11 protein-coding genes are annotated in these 15,772 nt (G+C 70.5%); 7 read left to right on the top strand and 4 right to left on the bottom strand.

Features of this window, described 5'->3' with window-relative positions:
- Window positions 1-243: 243 nt before the first annotated feature.
- From ACFT7S_RS33060 to ACFT7S_RS33040, 5 genes are all read left to right on the top strand, one after another.
- The gene (locus ACFT7S_RS33060; protein ID WP_382738316.1) at window positions 244-1,746 is read left to right on the top strand and encodes an aldehyde dehydrogenase family protein; all 1,503 of its coding nucleotides are present in this window, start codon (window positions 244-246) and stop codon (window positions 1,744-1,746) included.
- Window positions 1,747-2,015: 269 nt separating this feature from the next.
- Window positions 2,016-3,611, top strand: coding sequence for a GMC family oxidoreductase (locus ACFT7S_RS33055; protein WP_382738313.1), 1,596 nt, complete (start codon window positions 2,016-2,018; stop codon window positions 3,609-3,611).
- Window positions 3,608-4,669, top strand: a complete 1,062-nt coding sequence (locus tag ACFT7S_RS33050; protein WP_382738311.1) for a glycine betaine/L-proline ABC transporter ATP-binding protein — start codon at window positions 3,608-3,610, stop codon at window positions 4,667-4,669. Before ACFT7S_RS33055 ends, ACFT7S_RS33050 begins: the two co-directional genes overlap by 4 nt.
- Window positions 4,669-6,651 carry an ABC transporter permease gene (locus ACFT7S_RS33045; RefSeq protein WP_382738308.1) on the top strand — a complete coding sequence of 661 codons (1,983 nt, stop codon included), beginning with the start codon at window positions 4,669-4,671 and terminating at the stop codon, window positions 6,649-6,651. Before ACFT7S_RS33050 ends, ACFT7S_RS33045 begins: the two co-directional genes overlap by 1 nt.
- Window position 6,652: 1 nt before the next feature.
- On the top strand, window positions 6,653-7,636 hold the full coding sequence (locus ACFT7S_RS33040; RefSeq protein WP_382738305.1) for an ABC transporter substrate-binding protein: 984 nt from the start codon (window positions 6,653-6,655) through the stop codon (window positions 7,634-7,636).
- A 57-nt stretch (window positions 7,637-7,693) separates the two neighbouring features.
- Here the strand turns inward: ACFT7S_RS33040 and ACFT7S_RS33035 are convergent, their stop codons facing one another.
- Window positions 7,694-9,091: a cytochrome P450 gene (locus tag ACFT7S_RS33035; RefSeq protein WP_382738302.1), complete on the bottom strand. Its 1,398-nt coding sequence runs from the start codon at window positions 9,089-9,091 to the stop codon at window positions 7,694-7,696.
- A gap of 160 nt (window positions 9,092-9,251) precedes the next feature.
- Window positions 9,252-10,292 (bottom strand): LacI family DNA-binding transcriptional regulator, encoded by a 1,041-nt coding sequence (locus tag ACFT7S_RS33030; RefSeq protein WP_382738299.1) that lies wholly within the window; start codon window positions 10,290-10,292, stop codon window positions 9,252-9,254.
- 235 nt (window positions 10,293-10,527) lie between these two features.
- Here ACFT7S_RS33030 and ACFT7S_RS33025 point away from each other — a divergent pair, with 235 nt between their 5' ends.
- Window positions 10,528-12,120, top strand: coding sequence for a glycoside hydrolase family 43 protein (locus ACFT7S_RS33025; RefSeq protein ID WP_382738296.1), 1,593 nt, complete (start codon window positions 10,528-10,530; stop codon window positions 12,118-12,120).
- On the opposite strand, the gene ACFT7S_RS33020 is transcribed toward ACFT7S_RS33025, so the two are convergent.
- Both ACFT7S_RS33020 and ACFT7S_RS33015 read right to left on the bottom strand, forming a co-directional pair.
- Entirely contained in the window at window positions 12,029-12,697 is a 669-nt protein-coding gene (locus ACFT7S_RS33020) for a DUF6000 family protein (RefSeq protein WP_382738293.1), read from the bottom strand. The two genes, ACFT7S_RS33025 and ACFT7S_RS33020, sit on opposite strands and share 92 nt — an antisense overlap.
- A 99-nt stretch (window positions 12,698-12,796) precedes the next feature.
- Window positions 12,797-14,581, bottom strand: coding sequence for an ABC transporter ATP-binding protein (locus ACFT7S_RS33015; RefSeq protein ID WP_382738290.1), 1,785 nt, complete (start codon window positions 14,579-14,581; stop codon window positions 12,797-12,799).
- A gap of 166 nt (window positions 14,582-14,747) precedes the next feature.
- On the opposite strand from ACFT7S_RS33015, the gene ACFT7S_RS33010 reads away from it, so the two are divergent.
- Complete coding sequence (locus tag ACFT7S_RS33010; protein ID WP_382738287.1) at window positions 14,748-15,767, top strand: hydroxyacid dehydrogenase; 1,020 nt, start codon at window positions 14,748-14,750, stop codon at window positions 15,765-15,767.
- The last annotated feature ends 5 nt before the right edge of the window (window positions 15,768-15,772 follow it).

Genomic DNA, 15,772 nt, shown 5'->3' with positions numbered 1-15,772 from the left:
GCACCAGGGACCCCCGGCGGGCCGCCGTCTTTCCGGGGTTCAGGCATTCCGAGGCCCAGGGTTTCGGGGCTCAGGGGGCTGCTCGGAGTGACTCGTATCACTCAGCGTGAAGTTCCTGGCATACATTCCGCCGGACCGGGGAGGGACCCAGGCCGCTGGTGCGACCGAATCACGGGCGCCCGCGCATACGCTCCCCGGCCGATCCGGCGGGGAGTATTTCGGTACGGAAGGCAGATACAGGACATGGCGGCGCTCGACACCATTCATATCGACGGCATGTGGCAGGCCGCCGCATCCGGCGCGACGCGCGAGATCATCGACCCCGCCGACGCCACCGTCCTCGCGCTCGTCGCCGAGGGCGGCACCGAGGACACGGACCGGGCGATCGCCGCCGCGCGCCGCGCCTTCGACGACGGCCCCTGGCCCCACCGGCCCGTCGCCGAGCGCGCGGGGCTGCTGCGCCGCGTCGCGGACCTCCTCCAGCGCGACCGCGAGGAGATCGCCCTCGTCGAGAGCCGGGACACCGGCAAGACGCTCGAAGAGGGACGCGTCGACGTCGACGACGTGACCAACGCCTTCCGCTACTTCGCCGACCTCGTGATGAACGAGAGCGGCGGCCGGGTCGTCGACGCCGGCGACCCCGATGTCCACAGCATCGTCGTGCACGAGCCGGTGGGCGTCTGCGCCCTGATCGCCCCCTGGAACTACCCCCTCCTCCAGGCCAGCTGGAAGATCGCTCCCGCGCTCGCCGCCGGCAACACCTTCGTCCTGAAGCCCAGCGAAGTCACGCCGCTCTCCACCGTCCATCTGATCCGGCTGCTGTCCGAGGCGGGGCTGCCGGACGGGGCGGCCAACCTCGTCACCGGCGCGGGCGACCCCGTGGGCGCCCGGCTCTCCGAGCACCCGGACGTCGACCTGGTCTCCTTCACCGGCGGACTCGCCAGCGGTACGAAGGTGGCGCAGGCCGCCGCCCCCACCGTCAAGAAGGTCGCCCTGGAGCTCGGCGGCAAGAACCCCAACGTCGTCTTCGCCGACGCCTGCGCCACCGAGGCCGGCTTCGACACCGCCGTGGACCAGGCCCTGAACGCCGCTTTCTTCCACAGCGGGCAGGTCTGCTCCGCCGGCGCCCGGCTCATCATCGAGGAGTCGGTCCGCGAGCGCTTCGTCACCGAACTCGCCCGCCGCGCCGACGCCATCAGGCTCGGCCGGGGAACCGAGGACGGCGTCGAATGCGGACCGCTCGTCTCCGCGCAGCAACTCGCCAAGGTCGAGGCGTACGTCGCCTCCGCGCGCGAGGAGGGCGCGGTCGTCCGCTCCGGCGGCGCCCGCCCCGAACCCTCCCCGGTACGGCCCGCGAACGGCTACTTCTACCGGCCGACCGTCCTGGACGGCTGCCACCGCGAGATGAAGGTGGTCCGCGAGGAGACCTTCGGCCCGATCCTCACCGTCGAGACCTTCCGTACCGAGGAGGAGGCCATCACCCTGGCCAACGACACGGACTACGGCCTCGCGGGCGCCGTCTGGACCACCGACGCGGGCCGCGCCCACAGGGTCGCGGGACGGCTGCGGCACGGCACCGTCTGGATCAACGACTACCACCCGTACCTCCCGCAGGCCGAGTGGGGCGGATTCGGCAAGTCCGGTACGGGCCGTGAGCTCGGCCCCACCGGACTCGCGGAGTACCGCGAGTCCAAGCACATCTACCAGAACCTCAACCCTCGCCCCCAGCGCTGGTTCGCCGGCTGAGAGCCTGTCGGGTGGCCTCGGACCGGGCGGACGCGGTCTGGCACGCACTCCCCCGAGCTCTCGGCTTCGCTCGAGCAGGGGGACCCCCTCCGGCGTTGTCGTCAGTCGCCGACGCTCCGCGTCGACTCCCTCCTCCGCCTTGGAATCGCACGCACCAGACCGCGTCCGCTTTCCGATCCGAGGCCACCCGACAGGCTCTGACCGACCTGCCAATCCCCTGTTCGCGGCACCCCGTACACGCAAGAACCTTGCAGAAGGAGCAGTGACCGATGCACCCGATCCCCCGCACAGACCTGCCCGGACCGGTCGACTACGTGATCGTCGGAGGCGGCACGGCCGGCTCGGTCATCGCCTCCCGCCTCACGGAGAACCCCGACGTCACCGTCACCGTGATCGAGGGCGGCCCCACCGACATCGACCGCGACGACGTGCTCACCCTGCGCCGCTGGCTCGGGCTGCTCGGCGGTGACCTGGACTACGACTACCCGACCACCGAACAGCCGCGCGGCAACTCCCATATCCGGCACAGCCGCGCCCGGGTGCTCGGCGGCTGCTCCTCGCACAACACCCTGATCAGCTTCAAGCCCCTGCCCGGCGACTGGGACGAATGGGCCGAGGCAGGCGCCGCCGGCTGGGACGCGGCCGCCATGGACCCGTACTTCGCCCGGCTGCGCAACCACATCGTCCCGGTCGACGAGAAGGACCGGAACGCCATCGCCCGCGACTTCGTCGACGCGGCACAGGCCGCCGCCGGAGTGCCGCGCGTCGAGGGCTTCAACAAGAAGCCGTTCCACGAAGGCGTCGGTTTCTTCGACCTCGCGTACCACCCGGAGAACAACAAGCGCTCCTCCGCCTCCGTCGCCTACCTCCACCCGCACATCGAGGCCGGTGACCGCCCCAACCTCTCGATCCTGCTGGAGACCTGGGCCCACCGGCTGGAGTTCGACGGCAACCGTGCCACCGGTGTGCACGTCCGCACCAAGGAGGGCGAGGAGCTGCTGCTGCGCGCCACCCGCGAAGTGATCGTCTGCGCGGGCGCGGTGGACACCCCCCGGCTGCTGATGCACTCGGGAATCGGGCCGAAGCAGGACCTGGAGGCGCTCGGCATTCCGGTCGTCCACGACCTGCCGGGCGTCGGCGAGAATCTGCTCGACCACCCGGAATCGGTCATCGTCTGGGAGACCGACGGGCCCATCCCGGAGAACTCCGCGATGGACTCCGACGCGGGCCTCTTCGTACGGCGCGACCCCGAATCCCGGGGCCCCGACCTGATGTTCCACTTCTACCAGATCCCCTTCACCGACAACCCGGAACGCCTCGGCTACGAGCGTCCCGAGCACGGTGTGTCGATGACGCCCAACATCCCCAAGCCCCGCAGCCGGGGCCGCCTCTTCCTCACGAGCGCCGACCCCGAGGTCAAACCCGCCCTGGACTTCCGGTACTTCACCGACGAGGACGACTACGACGGCCGCACGCTGGTCGACGGAATCAAGCTCGCCCGCGAGATAGCGAAGACCGAACCGCTCGCGCACTGGCTCAAGCGTGAGGTGTGCCCCGGTCCCGAGGTCACCTCCGACGAGGACATCAGTGAGTACGCCCGCAAGGTCGCGCACACCGTCTACCACCCGGCGGGCACCTGCCGGATGGGCGCGGCCGACGACACCGCGGCCGTGGTCGATCCCCAACTGCGTATCAGGGGGCTCGAATCCATCCGGATCGCCGACGCCTCCGTCTTCCCGACGATGCCCGCCGTGAACCCGATGATCGGCGTCCTCATGGTCGGCGAGAAATGCGCGGAACTGCTCGGCTCGACACTGCCCGGTTCGACACTGCTCGGTTCGACCACTGGAGGCGATGTCCGATGACCGCGACCGATACCCCTGTCTTCACCGTCAGGAACCTCTGGAAGGTCTTCGGCCCGAAGGCCGACCGCATCCCCGGCAGCGAGCACGCGGAGCTGCCCCCCGCCGAACTGCGGGAACGTACCGGCTGCACCGCCGCCGTACGCGACGTCTCCTTCGACGTCCGCAAGGGCGAGGTCTTCGTCGTCATGGGCCTGTCGGGCTCGGGCAAGTCCACCCTCGTACGCTGTCTGACCCGGCTGATCGAGCCGACCAGCGGCACCCTGGCCATCGACGGCGAGGACGTGCTCGCGATGGACCGCACGCGTCTGCGCGAGCTGCGCCGCCACCGCGCGGCCATGGTCTTCCAGCACTTCGGACTGCTGCCGCACCGCACCGTCCTCGACAACGTCGCGTACGGCCTGGAGATCCAGGGCCTGAGCAAGGACGAACGGCGCCTCAAGGCAGCCGAGTTGGTTGAGAAGGTCGGGCTGGCCGGTCTCGAGGACCGCCGCCCCTCGCAGCTCTCCGGCGGCCAACAGCAGCGCGTCGGCCTCGCCCGCGCACTCGCCGTCGACCCGTCCGTGCTGCTCTTCGACGAACCGTTCAGCGCCCTCGACCCACTGATCCGCCGGGAGATGCAGGACGAAGTCGTCCGGCTGCACCGTGAGGAGGGCCGGACCATGGTCTTCATCACCCACGACCTCAGTGAGGCGCTGCGCCTGGGCACCCGCATCGCGCTCATGCGCGACGGCGGCATCGTCCAGCTCGGCACCCCCGAGGAGATCGTCGGCTCACCTGCCAACGACTACGTACGCGAGTTCGTCCGCGACGTGCCGCGCGAACAGGTCCTGACGGTCTCCACCGCGATGCGGCCGCCGACCGCGGGCGAGGCCGACCGCGGTCCCGCGGTCCGCCCCGACGCCACCGTCTCCGAGGCCATCGAAGCCGTCGCCCGCTCCGGCGACCCGGCGGCCCGGGTCATGGACGACGGCAGGCTCGTCGGCGTCGTGGACCACGCATGCCTGCTCGGGGTCGTCGCGGGCACGGGGGCCGCCGACACCCAGGAGGTGGCCGCCTGATGGCCACCGCCCAAGCCGCCACTCCCGCCGTCGCCGGCCCGCCGGGGCGCCGGCAGCTCCTGGCGCTGCTCCGCCGACCCTCCCTCGCGAAGCTGCTGGTCCTCGCACTGATCGCCGCCGTCGCCGTACCCGTCGTGCAGGCCCGCTGGGGCGGCGCGGCCTGGCCCGGCAGCCTGACCGTCGACCTGACCGCGCCGCTCGGCGAGGTCAACGACTGGATCATCGCCAACCGCGACAGCCACCCCCTGTTCCTCTACTTCTTCGGCCACATCAGCAACGCCGTCGTCCTCTCGGTGCGTGGCATCTACCTGCTCCTGCTCGCCCTCGGCTGGGCCGGAGTCACCGCGGTCGCCGCCGTCGTGGCCTGGCGGGTCGCGGGACTGCGGCTCGCCCTCACCGCAGCTGTCTCCTTCGTCGTCTGCGGCCTGCTCGGCATGTGGGTGCAGACGATGCAGACCCTCGCCCTGATGGTCGTCGCCGTCCTCGCTTCCGTGGTGCTGGGTGTCCTCCTCGGCCTCGCGGCCGGACTCTCGGACCGTACGTACCGGGCACTGCGCCCCGTACTCGACACCATGCAGGTGCTGCCCGCCTTCGCCTATCTGCTGCCCGTCGCACTGGTCTTCGGCATCGGTGTGCCCGGCGCGGTCCTCGCGACCGTCGTCTACGCGGCCCCGCCGATGGCGCGGCTCACCGCACTCGGCCTGCGCGGCGCCGACCAGGGCGTCATGGAGGCGGTCAGCTCCCTCGGCGCGACCGGCAGGCAGCGGCTGCTCACGGCCAGGCTGCCGCTGGCCCGCAAGGAACTGCTGCTCGGCCTCAACCAGACGATCATGATGGCCCTTTCGATGGCCGTCATCGCCTCCGTGATCGGTGCCGGTGGCCTCGGTGACCGCGTCTACCAGGCGCTGTCCTCGGTCGACGTCGGCGCCGCACTCGCAGCGGGCATCCCGATCGTGCTGCTCGCCGTCGTCCTGGACCGTACGACCGAGGCCGCCGGCCACCGGATCGGTGCGGAGCCGACCGGCCCCGCCGTCCTCCGGGGAGCGCGCGGCTGGAGTCTGGCGGCCGTGATCGTGGCGGTCGTCGCCGTCGTGGGACGGTTCACGGGCGGCCGGATCTGGCCCGAGGGCGCGATCGTGGCCATCGCCGGACCGGTCAACACCGCCAAGGAGTGGATGGTCGACCACCTCTACACCGGAGTTCCGGTCGTCGGCGGCACCGCCGACTGGGCCGCCCACTTCACCAACTGGATACTCAACCCGCTGCGCAGCGGGCTGCAGGGCCTGCCCTGGTGGTCCGTGCTGCTGATCGTCGCCGCCCTCGCCTGGACCATCGGCACCTGGCGCACGGCACTCACCGCCGTACTCGCCATGGCGGCCATCGGTGTCCTCGGCGTCTGGGAGCCCTCGATGGACACCCTCAGCCAGGTCGTCGCCGCCGTCGCCGTCACCCTGGTCCTCGGCTTCGGCATCGCCATCGGCGCTGCCCGCAGCAAACGGTTCGAACGCCTGCTGCGCCCGGTCCTGGACGTCTTCCAGACCATGCCGCAGTTCGTCTACCTCATCCCGGTCGTCGCCCTGTTCGGCGTCGGCCGCGCCCCGGCCGCAGCAGCGGCGATCGTCTACGCACTCCCGGCCGTCATCCGCATCACCACCCAGGGGCTGCGCGGCGTCGACCCGGCCGCCATGGAGTGCGCCCGCTCCCTGGGTGCCACCAGCGGCCAGCAGCTCCGCCAGGTCCAACTACCGCTGGCCCGGCCAGCGTTGCTCCTCGCCGTGAACCAAGGCGTCGTCCTGGTCCTCGCCGTGGTCATCATCGGCGCGCTCGTCGGATCGGGCGGGCTCGGATACCTCGTCGTGCTCGGCCTCGCCCAGGGTCAGCTGGCCACCGGCCTCGTGGCCGGCGCCGCCATCGTCTGCCTGGGGCTGATGCTGGACCGGGTCACACAGCCCACCACGCGCACCGCGCGGAAGGAGAGCTGACATGGCTCGCACGCCGATTCGTACCCGTACCCGCGTCCTCGCGGCCGTCTCGTCGGCCGCCGCCCTGCTCGCCGTCACCGGCTGCGGCGCGGCGGACATGACGAAGCAGGCCTCGCCCTTCGCCGCCCCGGCGGGCATCAAGACCGTCACGCTCTCCGTGCAGTCCTGGGTCGGCGCGCAGGCCAATGTGGCCGTCGCCCAGAAGCTGCTGGAGGACGAACTCGGCTACCGCGTCGACCTCGTCCAGACCGACGAGGTCCCCGCGTGGGACGCCCTGAGCCAGGGCCGTGTCGACGCGATCCTGGAGGACTGGGGCCACCCCGACCAGGAGAAGCTGTACGTCGAGGACAAGAAGACCATCGTCTCCGCCGGTGACCTGGGCGTCACCGGCCACATCGGCTGGTACGTACCGAAGTACTGGGCGGACAAGCACCCCGATGTCACGGAGTGGAAGAACCTCGACAAGTACGCCGACGAACTGCGTACCCCGGAGAGCGGTGACAAGGGCCAGCTCATGGACGGTTCACCGTCCTACGTCACCAATGACACCGCGCTGGTGAAGAACCTCGACCTGGACTACAAGGTCGTCTTCGCGGGCTCCGAGGCCGCCCAGATCACCCAGATCCAGCAGTTCGCCAAGGAGAAGAAGCCCTTCCTGAGCTACTGGTACCAGCCGCAGTGGCTGTTCAACGAGGTGCCGATGGTGGAGGTGAAGCTCCCCGAGTACACCGACGCCTGCGGAGCCAAGGACCCGAAGGACATCGACTGCGCCTATCCGAAGACACCTCTGCAGAAGTACCTCAACGCCGACTTCTCGAAGCGCGGCGGCGAGGCGGCCGACTTCCTGAAGAAGTTCAACTGGACCGAGGGCGCGCAGAACGAGGTGTCCACGATGATCGCTTCGGAGAAGCTCACCCCGCAGGAGGCGGCCGAGCGCTGGATCGAGAAGAACCCGCAGGTGTGGAAGAAATGGCTGAAGAAGTAGGACAGGCCTGAGGCGAGGGTGCTGCCGGGGACCATCTCCCCGGCAGCACCCTCACGGTCAGCGGGCCCGCACCGTCGCCGTCACATCCCGGTCGGGCTGCAAGGTCAGTGCCGGTACGTGGCCGATGGTCCCCGGGTCCACTTCCAGATCGAAGCGGCGCGCCAGCACCGCAAGGATCAGGACGGCCTCCACCATCGCGAAACGTGTACCGAGGCAGACCCGGGGGCCGCCGCCGAACGGGAACCACGCGTACTCGGCGATCTCGTCGCCGTCCTCCGGGTCCCAGCGCTCCGGCCGGAAGGCCTCCGGCTCGGGGAACCAGCGCGCGTCGCGCTGGGTCGACCACTGACTGCTCCACACCCGTGTGCCCTCGGGCATCGGTACGCCGCCGATCCGCGCACCCTCCTTGGCCACCCCGGTGACCAGCCAGATCGTCGGATACAGACGCAGGGTCTCCTTCACCACCGACTGGGTGTAGGTCAGTTGGGCGTAGTCGTCGAAACCCGGCTCGCGGTCGCCGAGCACCCGGTCCAGCTCCTCGGTGAGGGCCGCGCGAGCCCGCGGATTGCGGGATAGCAGATACCAGGCCCACACCAGCGTCGAGCTGGTCGTCTCGTGGCCGCCGATGTAGAGGGTGACCGTCTCGTCGCGGATCTCCTCGTCGGTGAGGTGCGCGCCGGTCTCGTCGACCGCGGTGAGGAGCCGGCTCAGCAGATCGGGGCGCTCCCCGTCGCCGTCGCGGTGGCGGGCCACCACCCGGGCCACCTCGGCGTCGATGACGGCGGCGGCCTTCTTGATCCTCGTCCGGCCCGGTGTCGGCACCCAGTCGGGGAGGATCGCACCGATGCCGCTGAACTCCTTGCCGATCTCCTGCTGGGCGACATCCATCGCCCGGCCCATGGACTCGGCGTCGGCCGGGGTGTCCACGCCGAAGATGGTGCGGACCGCGATCTTCTGCGTCAGCGCCGCCATTTCCCGCTTGATGTCGACGCGTTCACCGCCCGACCAGCTGTCGGCCAGCTCCACCGCGGACTGGGCCATCGTCGAGGCGTACGACTTCACCTGCTTGGGCCGCACGGACGGCTGGACCAGTGAACGCTTGCGCCGCCAGTCCGTCCCCCGCGCCACCACGACGCCGTTGCCCATCACCGTACGGAACGCGATGCCCAACGCGGGCTGGTCGAAGGTGCGTTCCGTCTCGGTGAGCAGCTCGCCTATGCAGTCGGGGTCGGAGATGAACACACAGCGGTTGCGGCCGAAGCGCCAGCTCACCATGTCCCCGTGACCGCGAAGCCGCTCGAAGAAGGCGAGGGGGTCCTTCGCGAACCGGGGCAGATTCCCGAGGAACGGCAACCCTCTGGGGCCCGGTACGAGGGCGTGGCCGCGCGGCTCGGCCACGGCAGCCGTGCCGCTGTCCGTACCTGTGCCCGTACCCGCATCCGTATCCCTGGACATGAAACTCCGCTCCCTGGTGGCGCACCGCAGCCGGTACGCAGTGACCCGCCCCCCATCGAATATGACGGGGGAGCACTCCGGCAGGGCGTACGAACGGCATGGCCGGGAACCGTCATCGGCCTTGAGGAGTACGTGAGTTGTCGAGCGTAGTCGCAAGAGGTCAGCTGTTCGAACGCGGCGGCGCGGTGCTCTGCCGTACGACCAGTTCGGTCGGTAGTTCCCTGCGCGTCTCCGTGGGGGAATCGCCCGCGATGAGCCGGACCAGCAGCCGCAGACCGTCCGCCGCGATCTCGGAGAACGGCTGACGCACGGTGGTGAGCGCGGGCGCCGCCCACCGTGCCTCCGGGAGATCGTCGAAGCCGACGACGCTGAGGTCCTGCGGGATGCGCAGCCCCCGTTGACGCGCGGCGGCGTACACACCGAGCGCCATCGCGTCGGAACAGACGAAGACCGCGGTGGGCGGCTCGGGAAGGCCCAGGAGTTCGAGTGCGGCGCCGCGCGCCGCCGTCTCGTCGAAGTTGCCGTGCCGTACGTACTCCGGCCGGTGCGGGACGCCGGCCTCGGCCAGTGCCGCGTGATGGCCGGCGACGCGCGCGGTACTGCACATCCTGCGCCGGTAGCCGCCGATGACGGCGATCCGCCGGTGGCCGAGGGCGAGCAGGTGCTCGGTGGCCGTCCGGCCGCCCTGCCGGTTCGCGGCCCCCACCGCGTGGACGCCGGGCGGCGGGTCCATCACCGGATCGAGCATCACGAAGGGGATGCGGTGCTGGTCGAGCCATGCGTACTGGGACGGGGTCAGTTCGGCGAGGTTGAACAGCACCCCGGACGAGCCACGGGTACCGATGCGGTCCAGGGTGCCGCGCCCCGGCCGGCTCCGGGCGGACCGGGTGAGCGCCGCCGACACCACGACGTCCAGGCCCAGTTCGTGGGCGGCGGACTCGGCGCCGTGCAGGATCGCGGCCGACCAGGAACTGTCCAGGGAGTGCACCATCAGGTCCACCAGAGCGGGTCTTCGGGCGGCGTCGAAGCGGACACGGCGGACGTAACCGAGCCGGTCCAGCGCCTCGGTGACCCGGCGGCGGGTGTCGGGAGCCACGTCCTCCCGGCCGTTGACGACCTTGGACGCGGTCGGCACGGAGACGCTGGCGGCGCGGGCGACGACTGCCAGGGTGGGGCCGCCGGAACTGGCGCGGGGTGCCATCGTGCCTCCTTGTCGACATCCGCACGGGCCGTGGGCGCCATCGAAAGCTTTCGGATGGGCGCGGATGATCCACTGCGGCGTTGACCGCTCCGAAACCGGTTTCTACATTAAGGCGGTCCCCGCTCTTCGGGAAGCCCCGAGCCGGTACGGGGGTGGGGTGTTCGGCACCCCGAACCAGACGTTCGGCAGCACGGACCCAGACGTCGGCAGCACGGACCAGCGGAGGACCAGCACCATGACGGGCCAGATACACAATCCGGTACTGACCGGCTTCCACCCGGACCCGAGCATCGTGCGGGCCGGTTCCCACTACTACCTCGCCACGTCCACCTTCGAATGGTTCCCCGGTGTCCCCGTGCACCGCTCGGCCGACCTCGTCCACTGGGAGCCCGTCGGCCACATCCTGGACCGGCCCGGACTGCTCGACCTGCGCGGGGTGGCCGATTCCGCCGGGGTGTGGGCGCCCTCGCTCTCGTACCACGACGGGCAGTTCTGGCTGATCTACAGCATCGTGCGGACCGTCGGCAGCCCCTACAAGGACGTCGACAACTACCTCGTCACCGCCCCGGCCGTCGAAGGCCCCTGGTCGGAACCGGTCTTCCTGAACTCCTCCGGCTTCGACCCCTCGCTCTTCCATGACGAGGACGGCCGGAAGTGGCTGGTCAATCTGGAGTGGGACCACCGGGAAGGGCACAACTCCTTCGCCGGGATCGTGCTCCAGGAGTACGACCACGAGCGGGGGGCGCTGATCGGCCGGCCGCGGACCGTGCTGCGCCAGGACACCCTGATCGAGGGCCCCAACCTCTACCGCCGGGACGGCTGGTACTACCTGATGCTCGCCGAGGGCGGCACCGGCTGGAACCACGGCATCCTGATGGCCCGCTCCCGCAGCCTGGCCGGACCGTACGAACTCGACCCCGAGGGCTCGCTGCTGACCACCCGCGACGCCCCCGACGAACCGTTGCAGAAGGCCGGGCACGGCGAACTGGTCCGTACGCCGGAGGGGGAGTGGTACCTCGCCCATCTGGCGTCGCGGCCCGTGCACACCCCGGACGGGCCCCGGTGCGTCCTCGGCCGCGAGACCTGCCTCCAGCGGGTCGAGTGGTCCGACACCGGCTGGCTGCGGCTGGCCCAGGGCGGGCACCACCCCCACCTGGCGGTGCCCGCACCGCGCGCCGCACGGAACGGCGCCGCGCCCGTACCCGCCGTACCCGACCGCGACGACTTCGACGCCCCCGTGCTCGGCCCGCGCTGGAGCACGCTGAGAGTGCCCGCCGACCCCTCCTGGCTGAGCCTCACCGAACGCCCCGGCCGACTGCGGCTGCGCGGGCGCCAGAGCCTGCACTCGCGCTTCGACCAGAGCCTGGTCGCGCAGCGGCTGCGCTCGGCCGACTGCGAGGCCACCACCGTCCTCGACCACCACCCGACGCACTACTCCCAGCTCGCCGGGCTCGTCTGCTGGTACGACACCACCACCCACTACTACCTGCGCGTCACCCACGACGAGGAACTGGGCGGCCGGGTCCTGGGCCTCGTGGGCACGGACGACGGTACGTACCAGGAGTGGCCCGAGACCCGGACCCCGGTCGACGCCTGGCCGCAGATCCATCTGCGGGCCCGCGTCACCGGCGCCGAACTACGCTTCTCCGCCTCACCGGACGGGGCGGACTGGCGCCGTATCGGCCCGGTCCTCGACGCGAGCAAGCTCTCCGACGACTACGGCAGCCGACTGCGGTTCACAGGCGCGTTCGTCGGACTGTGCGCCCAGGACCTGGGCGGTACGGGCACCCCGGCCGACTTCGACAGCTTCGAACTGCGCGACCTCTGAGCAGGAAGAGCTGTGCGCACTCGCCGGCGAATGCGCACAGCTGGTCCACGACCTGCCGATACTCCTGCGGAGCCCGGCCCCTGCGGGGCTGAGCGCCGGTCCACTGCTGCCACAGGCCACCTGCGGCAAGGTATCGGGATGCGCGCTCGGACCCGAGGGCGGCATCGAGGTGAAGCAGTGCGCCCAGAGCGAAGCCCTGGTCGTAGTCGAGGTCAGGGCGCGGCAAGTAGCGATCAAGATATCCGCACAGCAGATCGGCGTCCGCACTGTCGCCGAACGTGGCAAGGGTGACGCAGTAGGCCGCGCCGGCATAGGGCCCCTCGCTGTCCAGCAGATGGTCGCTGATACGGCTGCGGAACTCGGTCCTGCGGGCCACAACAACCAGCCAGGAAGCAGTCTTGCGCTCTCGCCACCCACCTTCGAAGAGGATGCCGATCTCAGCGGGAGTGATCTCCGAGGCAGCCTGGACCAGCTCCCCCGCGAACACCACGCGCTCAGGCCCACTCAGCCGCAACATGCTTCCACCCAGCCGAAGGTACCGCCGTCCGGGCGTGACAAATCGGCGGACCAGGTCCATCAGCTCGGGGTCGGTTGCGGGATGAGGCATCGCATCATCCTTACCCGGTGGATGCCCGGCTGCCAGCGGTTTGCCCAACGGCGTGCGCGAACGCAGGCCCTACGCCGACTGCTTCGGTTGCAGCCCCGCGTACACCCCGCCGAGCTCCACCAGCTCCTCGTGCGTGCCGACCTCGGCGATCCGCCCGTGCTCCATGGCCACGATCCGGTCCGCCGCCCGGATCGTGGAGAGCCGGTGGGCGACCACGAACACCGTACGGCCGTGCACCAGCCGGGCCAGCGCCTCCTGCACCAGGGCCTCCGACCGGGTGTCCAGGGCGGAGGTCGCCTCGTCCAGGATCAGCACCCGAGGGTTGCGGATCAGGGCACGGGCGATGGCGAGCCGCTGCTGCTGCCCGCCTGACAGCCTCGCCCCGCGCTCACCAACGACCGTGTGGATGCCGTCTGGCAGACCCTCCACGAATTCGAGCGCGTTCGCGTCCCGCAGGGCATCGCGGACGGTCCGTTCGTCCGTGTCCCCCATCCCGTAGGTGACGTTGTCCCTGATGGTGCCCTCGAACAGGATCGACTCCTGCGGTACGACCGACAGGAACTGCCGGTAGCTGCGCAGATCCAGCGTCGCCATGTCCGTGCCGTCGAGCATGATCCGCCCCGACGTGGGGCGGATGAAGCCGATCAGAAGATTCAGGACCGTCGACTTGCCCGCGCCGGACGCGCCGACCAGTGCCACCGTCTCGCCGGGCCGCGCGGAGAGCGTGAACTCCTCCACCGCGGCGCCGCCCGACCCCTCGTACGCGAAGCCGACCCCTTCGAAGCCGATCCGGCCCTCGACCTGCTCCACCAGGTCCTTGCCCGCGTTGTTCTCCAGGTCGGGCGCCTCCAGCACCTCGCCGGCCGAACGGACCGACTCCAGGCCCTTGCTGATGACGGGGGCCAGGCTCAGCAGCGTGGACATCGAGCCCGTGAGCGTCGTGAAGAAGGCGCTCAGCATGACGACGTCGCCCGCGGTGATCGGCAGCCAGCCGTGATACGCGACGAGGGCCGAACCCGCCAGACAGGCCACGCCGAGAGAGTTGAGCAGAATCCAGGCGAGCGCCCCGAACCGCCCGTTGAGCAGATCGAGGCGCAGGCCGGCCAGGAACACCTGACGCAGCGAGCCGTCGACCCGCCCGAGCGCGGCACGTTCCAGACCGTGCGCCCGGGTGATGGGGATCAGGCTGGTCATTTCGCTGACGCGGGCGGAGAGTTGTTCCACCTCCTGGCGGAAGGACTCGTTGTGGCTGCGCAGCCGGGAGCGCAGTTTCATGACGAGGAGGGCCGCCGCCGGGACGACCACGAGGAAGACCGGCAGGAACGAGGGCACGCGGAACGCGATGACGGTGAGCCCGCCGATGAGCGTGATGACGGCGGCCAGCCCCATGTCGGCGGCCTGCTGCGTCATCTGCTCGACGGTCTCCACGTCCCGGACGACCTTGGCCTGCAGGACGCCCGCGCTCGTCCGCGCGTGATAGCCGATGGAGAGCTGCTGGAGGCGGCGGCAGAGCGCGTCGCGCAAGGCCGTGCCCATGCGCCGTGTGCTGCCGTACAGACAGCGGACGTACAGCAGGTGCAGCGGGTAGTTGAGTACGAGGACGACGAGCAGGGCTCCCGCGTTGAGCCACAACTCCCGCACGGGGCGGTGCTGGACGACCACGTCGATGATGTTCGCGGTGATCAGCGGGAGCAGCCAGACGGGGCTGTGCTTGACGACGAAGGCGGCCACGGCGAGGCCGAGGCGCCGCCGGTCGGGCCGCAGCAGATAGCCGAGTGTACGGATCGGATGCTCGCCCCGGTATCGGTGGTCGAGCGTGGACGGCTGCCGTGGCAGAGAAACCGGTCGCTGCATGAGACAAGCCAATCCGTGCCCGCGCGCGAGTGCAACCCCCTTCTGCCCTCGTGATTTTGATGAACAGGCCATTGACCGTGCCGAGACCTGATGCCTAGCGTAGAGACCGGTTGCTACGACGTGCCTCGATGAGGTGCGCAAGAACATGAGCCGGAGGCCACTTCCCTTGCCTGAGCGTCCCCTGGCGTTGTTCGCCATGAGTGCCGAGAACCTGCCGTCGCTCTTTCCGCCCGATGTGCTGCGGCGCGTCCGGGCCGTCGTGGACATCGACCCCACGCTGATCGCCGAATCCTTCGATGACCGCCCCGGCAACGACGGGGTGCGCGCCGCCCTCGCCGAGGCCGAGATTCTCATCACCGGCTGGGGCAGTCCGCCGGTCGACGCGGCCGTGCTGGCGGCGGCGCCCCGGCTGCGAGCCGTCCTGCATGCGGCCGGATCGGTCAAGGGCCTGATCGGCCCCGGCTGCTGGGAGCGCGGCACCGTCGTCTCGTCCGCTGCCGACGCGAACGCGCTGCCCGTCGCCGAGTACACCCTCGGCATGATCATGCTGGTGGGCAAGGACCTCTTCGCCGCCCGCGACCGCTACCGTGCCGCGCGCTCGTTCACCCTCGCCGAAGTCATGCCCGGCATCGGCAACTTCGGGCGCCGGATCGGCATCGTCGGCGCCTCCCGGATCGGGCGCCGGCTCATCGAGCTGCTGCGCCCCTTCGATTTCCGGATCGCCCTCGCCGACCCGTACGTGGACGCCGCCGAAGCGAGCGCTCTCGGGGTCACCCCGATGAGCCTGGACGCGCTGATGAGCAGCAGCGACATCGTGACCGTGCACGCCCCCGCCACCCCGGAGACCCGGCATCTCGTCGGCGCCCGCGAACTGGCCCTGATGCCCGACGGCGCGGTGCTTATCAACACCGCACGCGGCAGCCTCGTCGACACGGACGCCCTGGTCGAGGAGTTGCGCGCGGGCCGCATCGCCGCCGTACTCGACGTCACCGACCCCGAACCCCTGCCGTCGGCGTCGCCGCTCTTCGACCTGCCAAACGCCTTCCTCACCCCGCACCTCGCCGGCTCCCACGGCAACGAACTGGCCCGGCTGGGGCTCTGCGTCGCCGAGGAACTGGAACGGCTGCTGCACGGACTGCCGCTCTCCCACCAGATCGACCGCGCCTCCCTGGAACGTGCGGCATGAGCCCG

It is taken from the genome of Streptomyces sp. NPDC057136, from assembly GCF_042670885.1.
Taxonomy (GTDB): Bacteria; Actinomycetota; Actinomycetes; order Streptomycetales; family Streptomycetaceae; genus Streptomyces.
Note: the sequence above shows the minus strand (reverse complement) of the source record. Positions and strands in the feature narration are given on the sequence as shown.

Coding starts and splice junctions, on each gene's coding strand:
- ACFT7S_RS33060 (WP_382738316.1), top strand. CDS start 244: ATGGCGGCGCTCGACACCATTCATATCGACGGCATGTGGCAGGCCGCC.
- ACFT7S_RS33055 (WP_382738313.1), top strand. CDS start 2,016: ATGCACCCGATCCCCCGCACAGACCTGCCCGGACCGGTCGACTACGTG.
- ACFT7S_RS33050 (WP_382738311.1), top strand. CDS start 3,608: ATGACCGCGACCGATACCCCTGTCTTCACCGTCAGGAACCTCTGGAAG.
- ACFT7S_RS33045 (WP_382738308.1), top strand. CDS start 4,669: ATGGCCACCGCCCAAGCCGCCACTCCCGCCGTCGCCGGCCCGCCGGGG.
- ACFT7S_RS33040 (WP_382738305.1), top strand. CDS start 6,653: ATGGCTCGCACGCCGATTCGTACCCGTACCCGCGTCCTCGCGGCCGTC.
- ACFT7S_RS33035 (WP_382738302.1), bottom strand. CDS start 9,091: ATGTCCAGGGATACGGATGCGGGTACGGGCACAGGTACGGACAGCGGC.
- ACFT7S_RS33030 (WP_382738299.1), bottom strand. CDS start 10,292: ATGGCACCCCGCGCCAGTTCCGGCGGCCCCACCCTGGCAGTCGTCGCC.
- ACFT7S_RS33025 (WP_382738296.1), top strand. CDS start 10,528: ATGACGGGCCAGATACACAATCCGGTACTGACCGGCTTCCACCCGGAC.
- ACFT7S_RS33020 (WP_382738293.1), bottom strand. CDS start 12,697: ATGGACCTGGTCCGCCGATTTGTCACGCCCGGACGGCGGTACCTTCGG.
- ACFT7S_RS33015 (WP_382738290.1), bottom strand. CDS start 14,581: ATGCAGCGACCGGTTTCTCTGCCACGGCAGCCGTCCACGCTCGACCAC.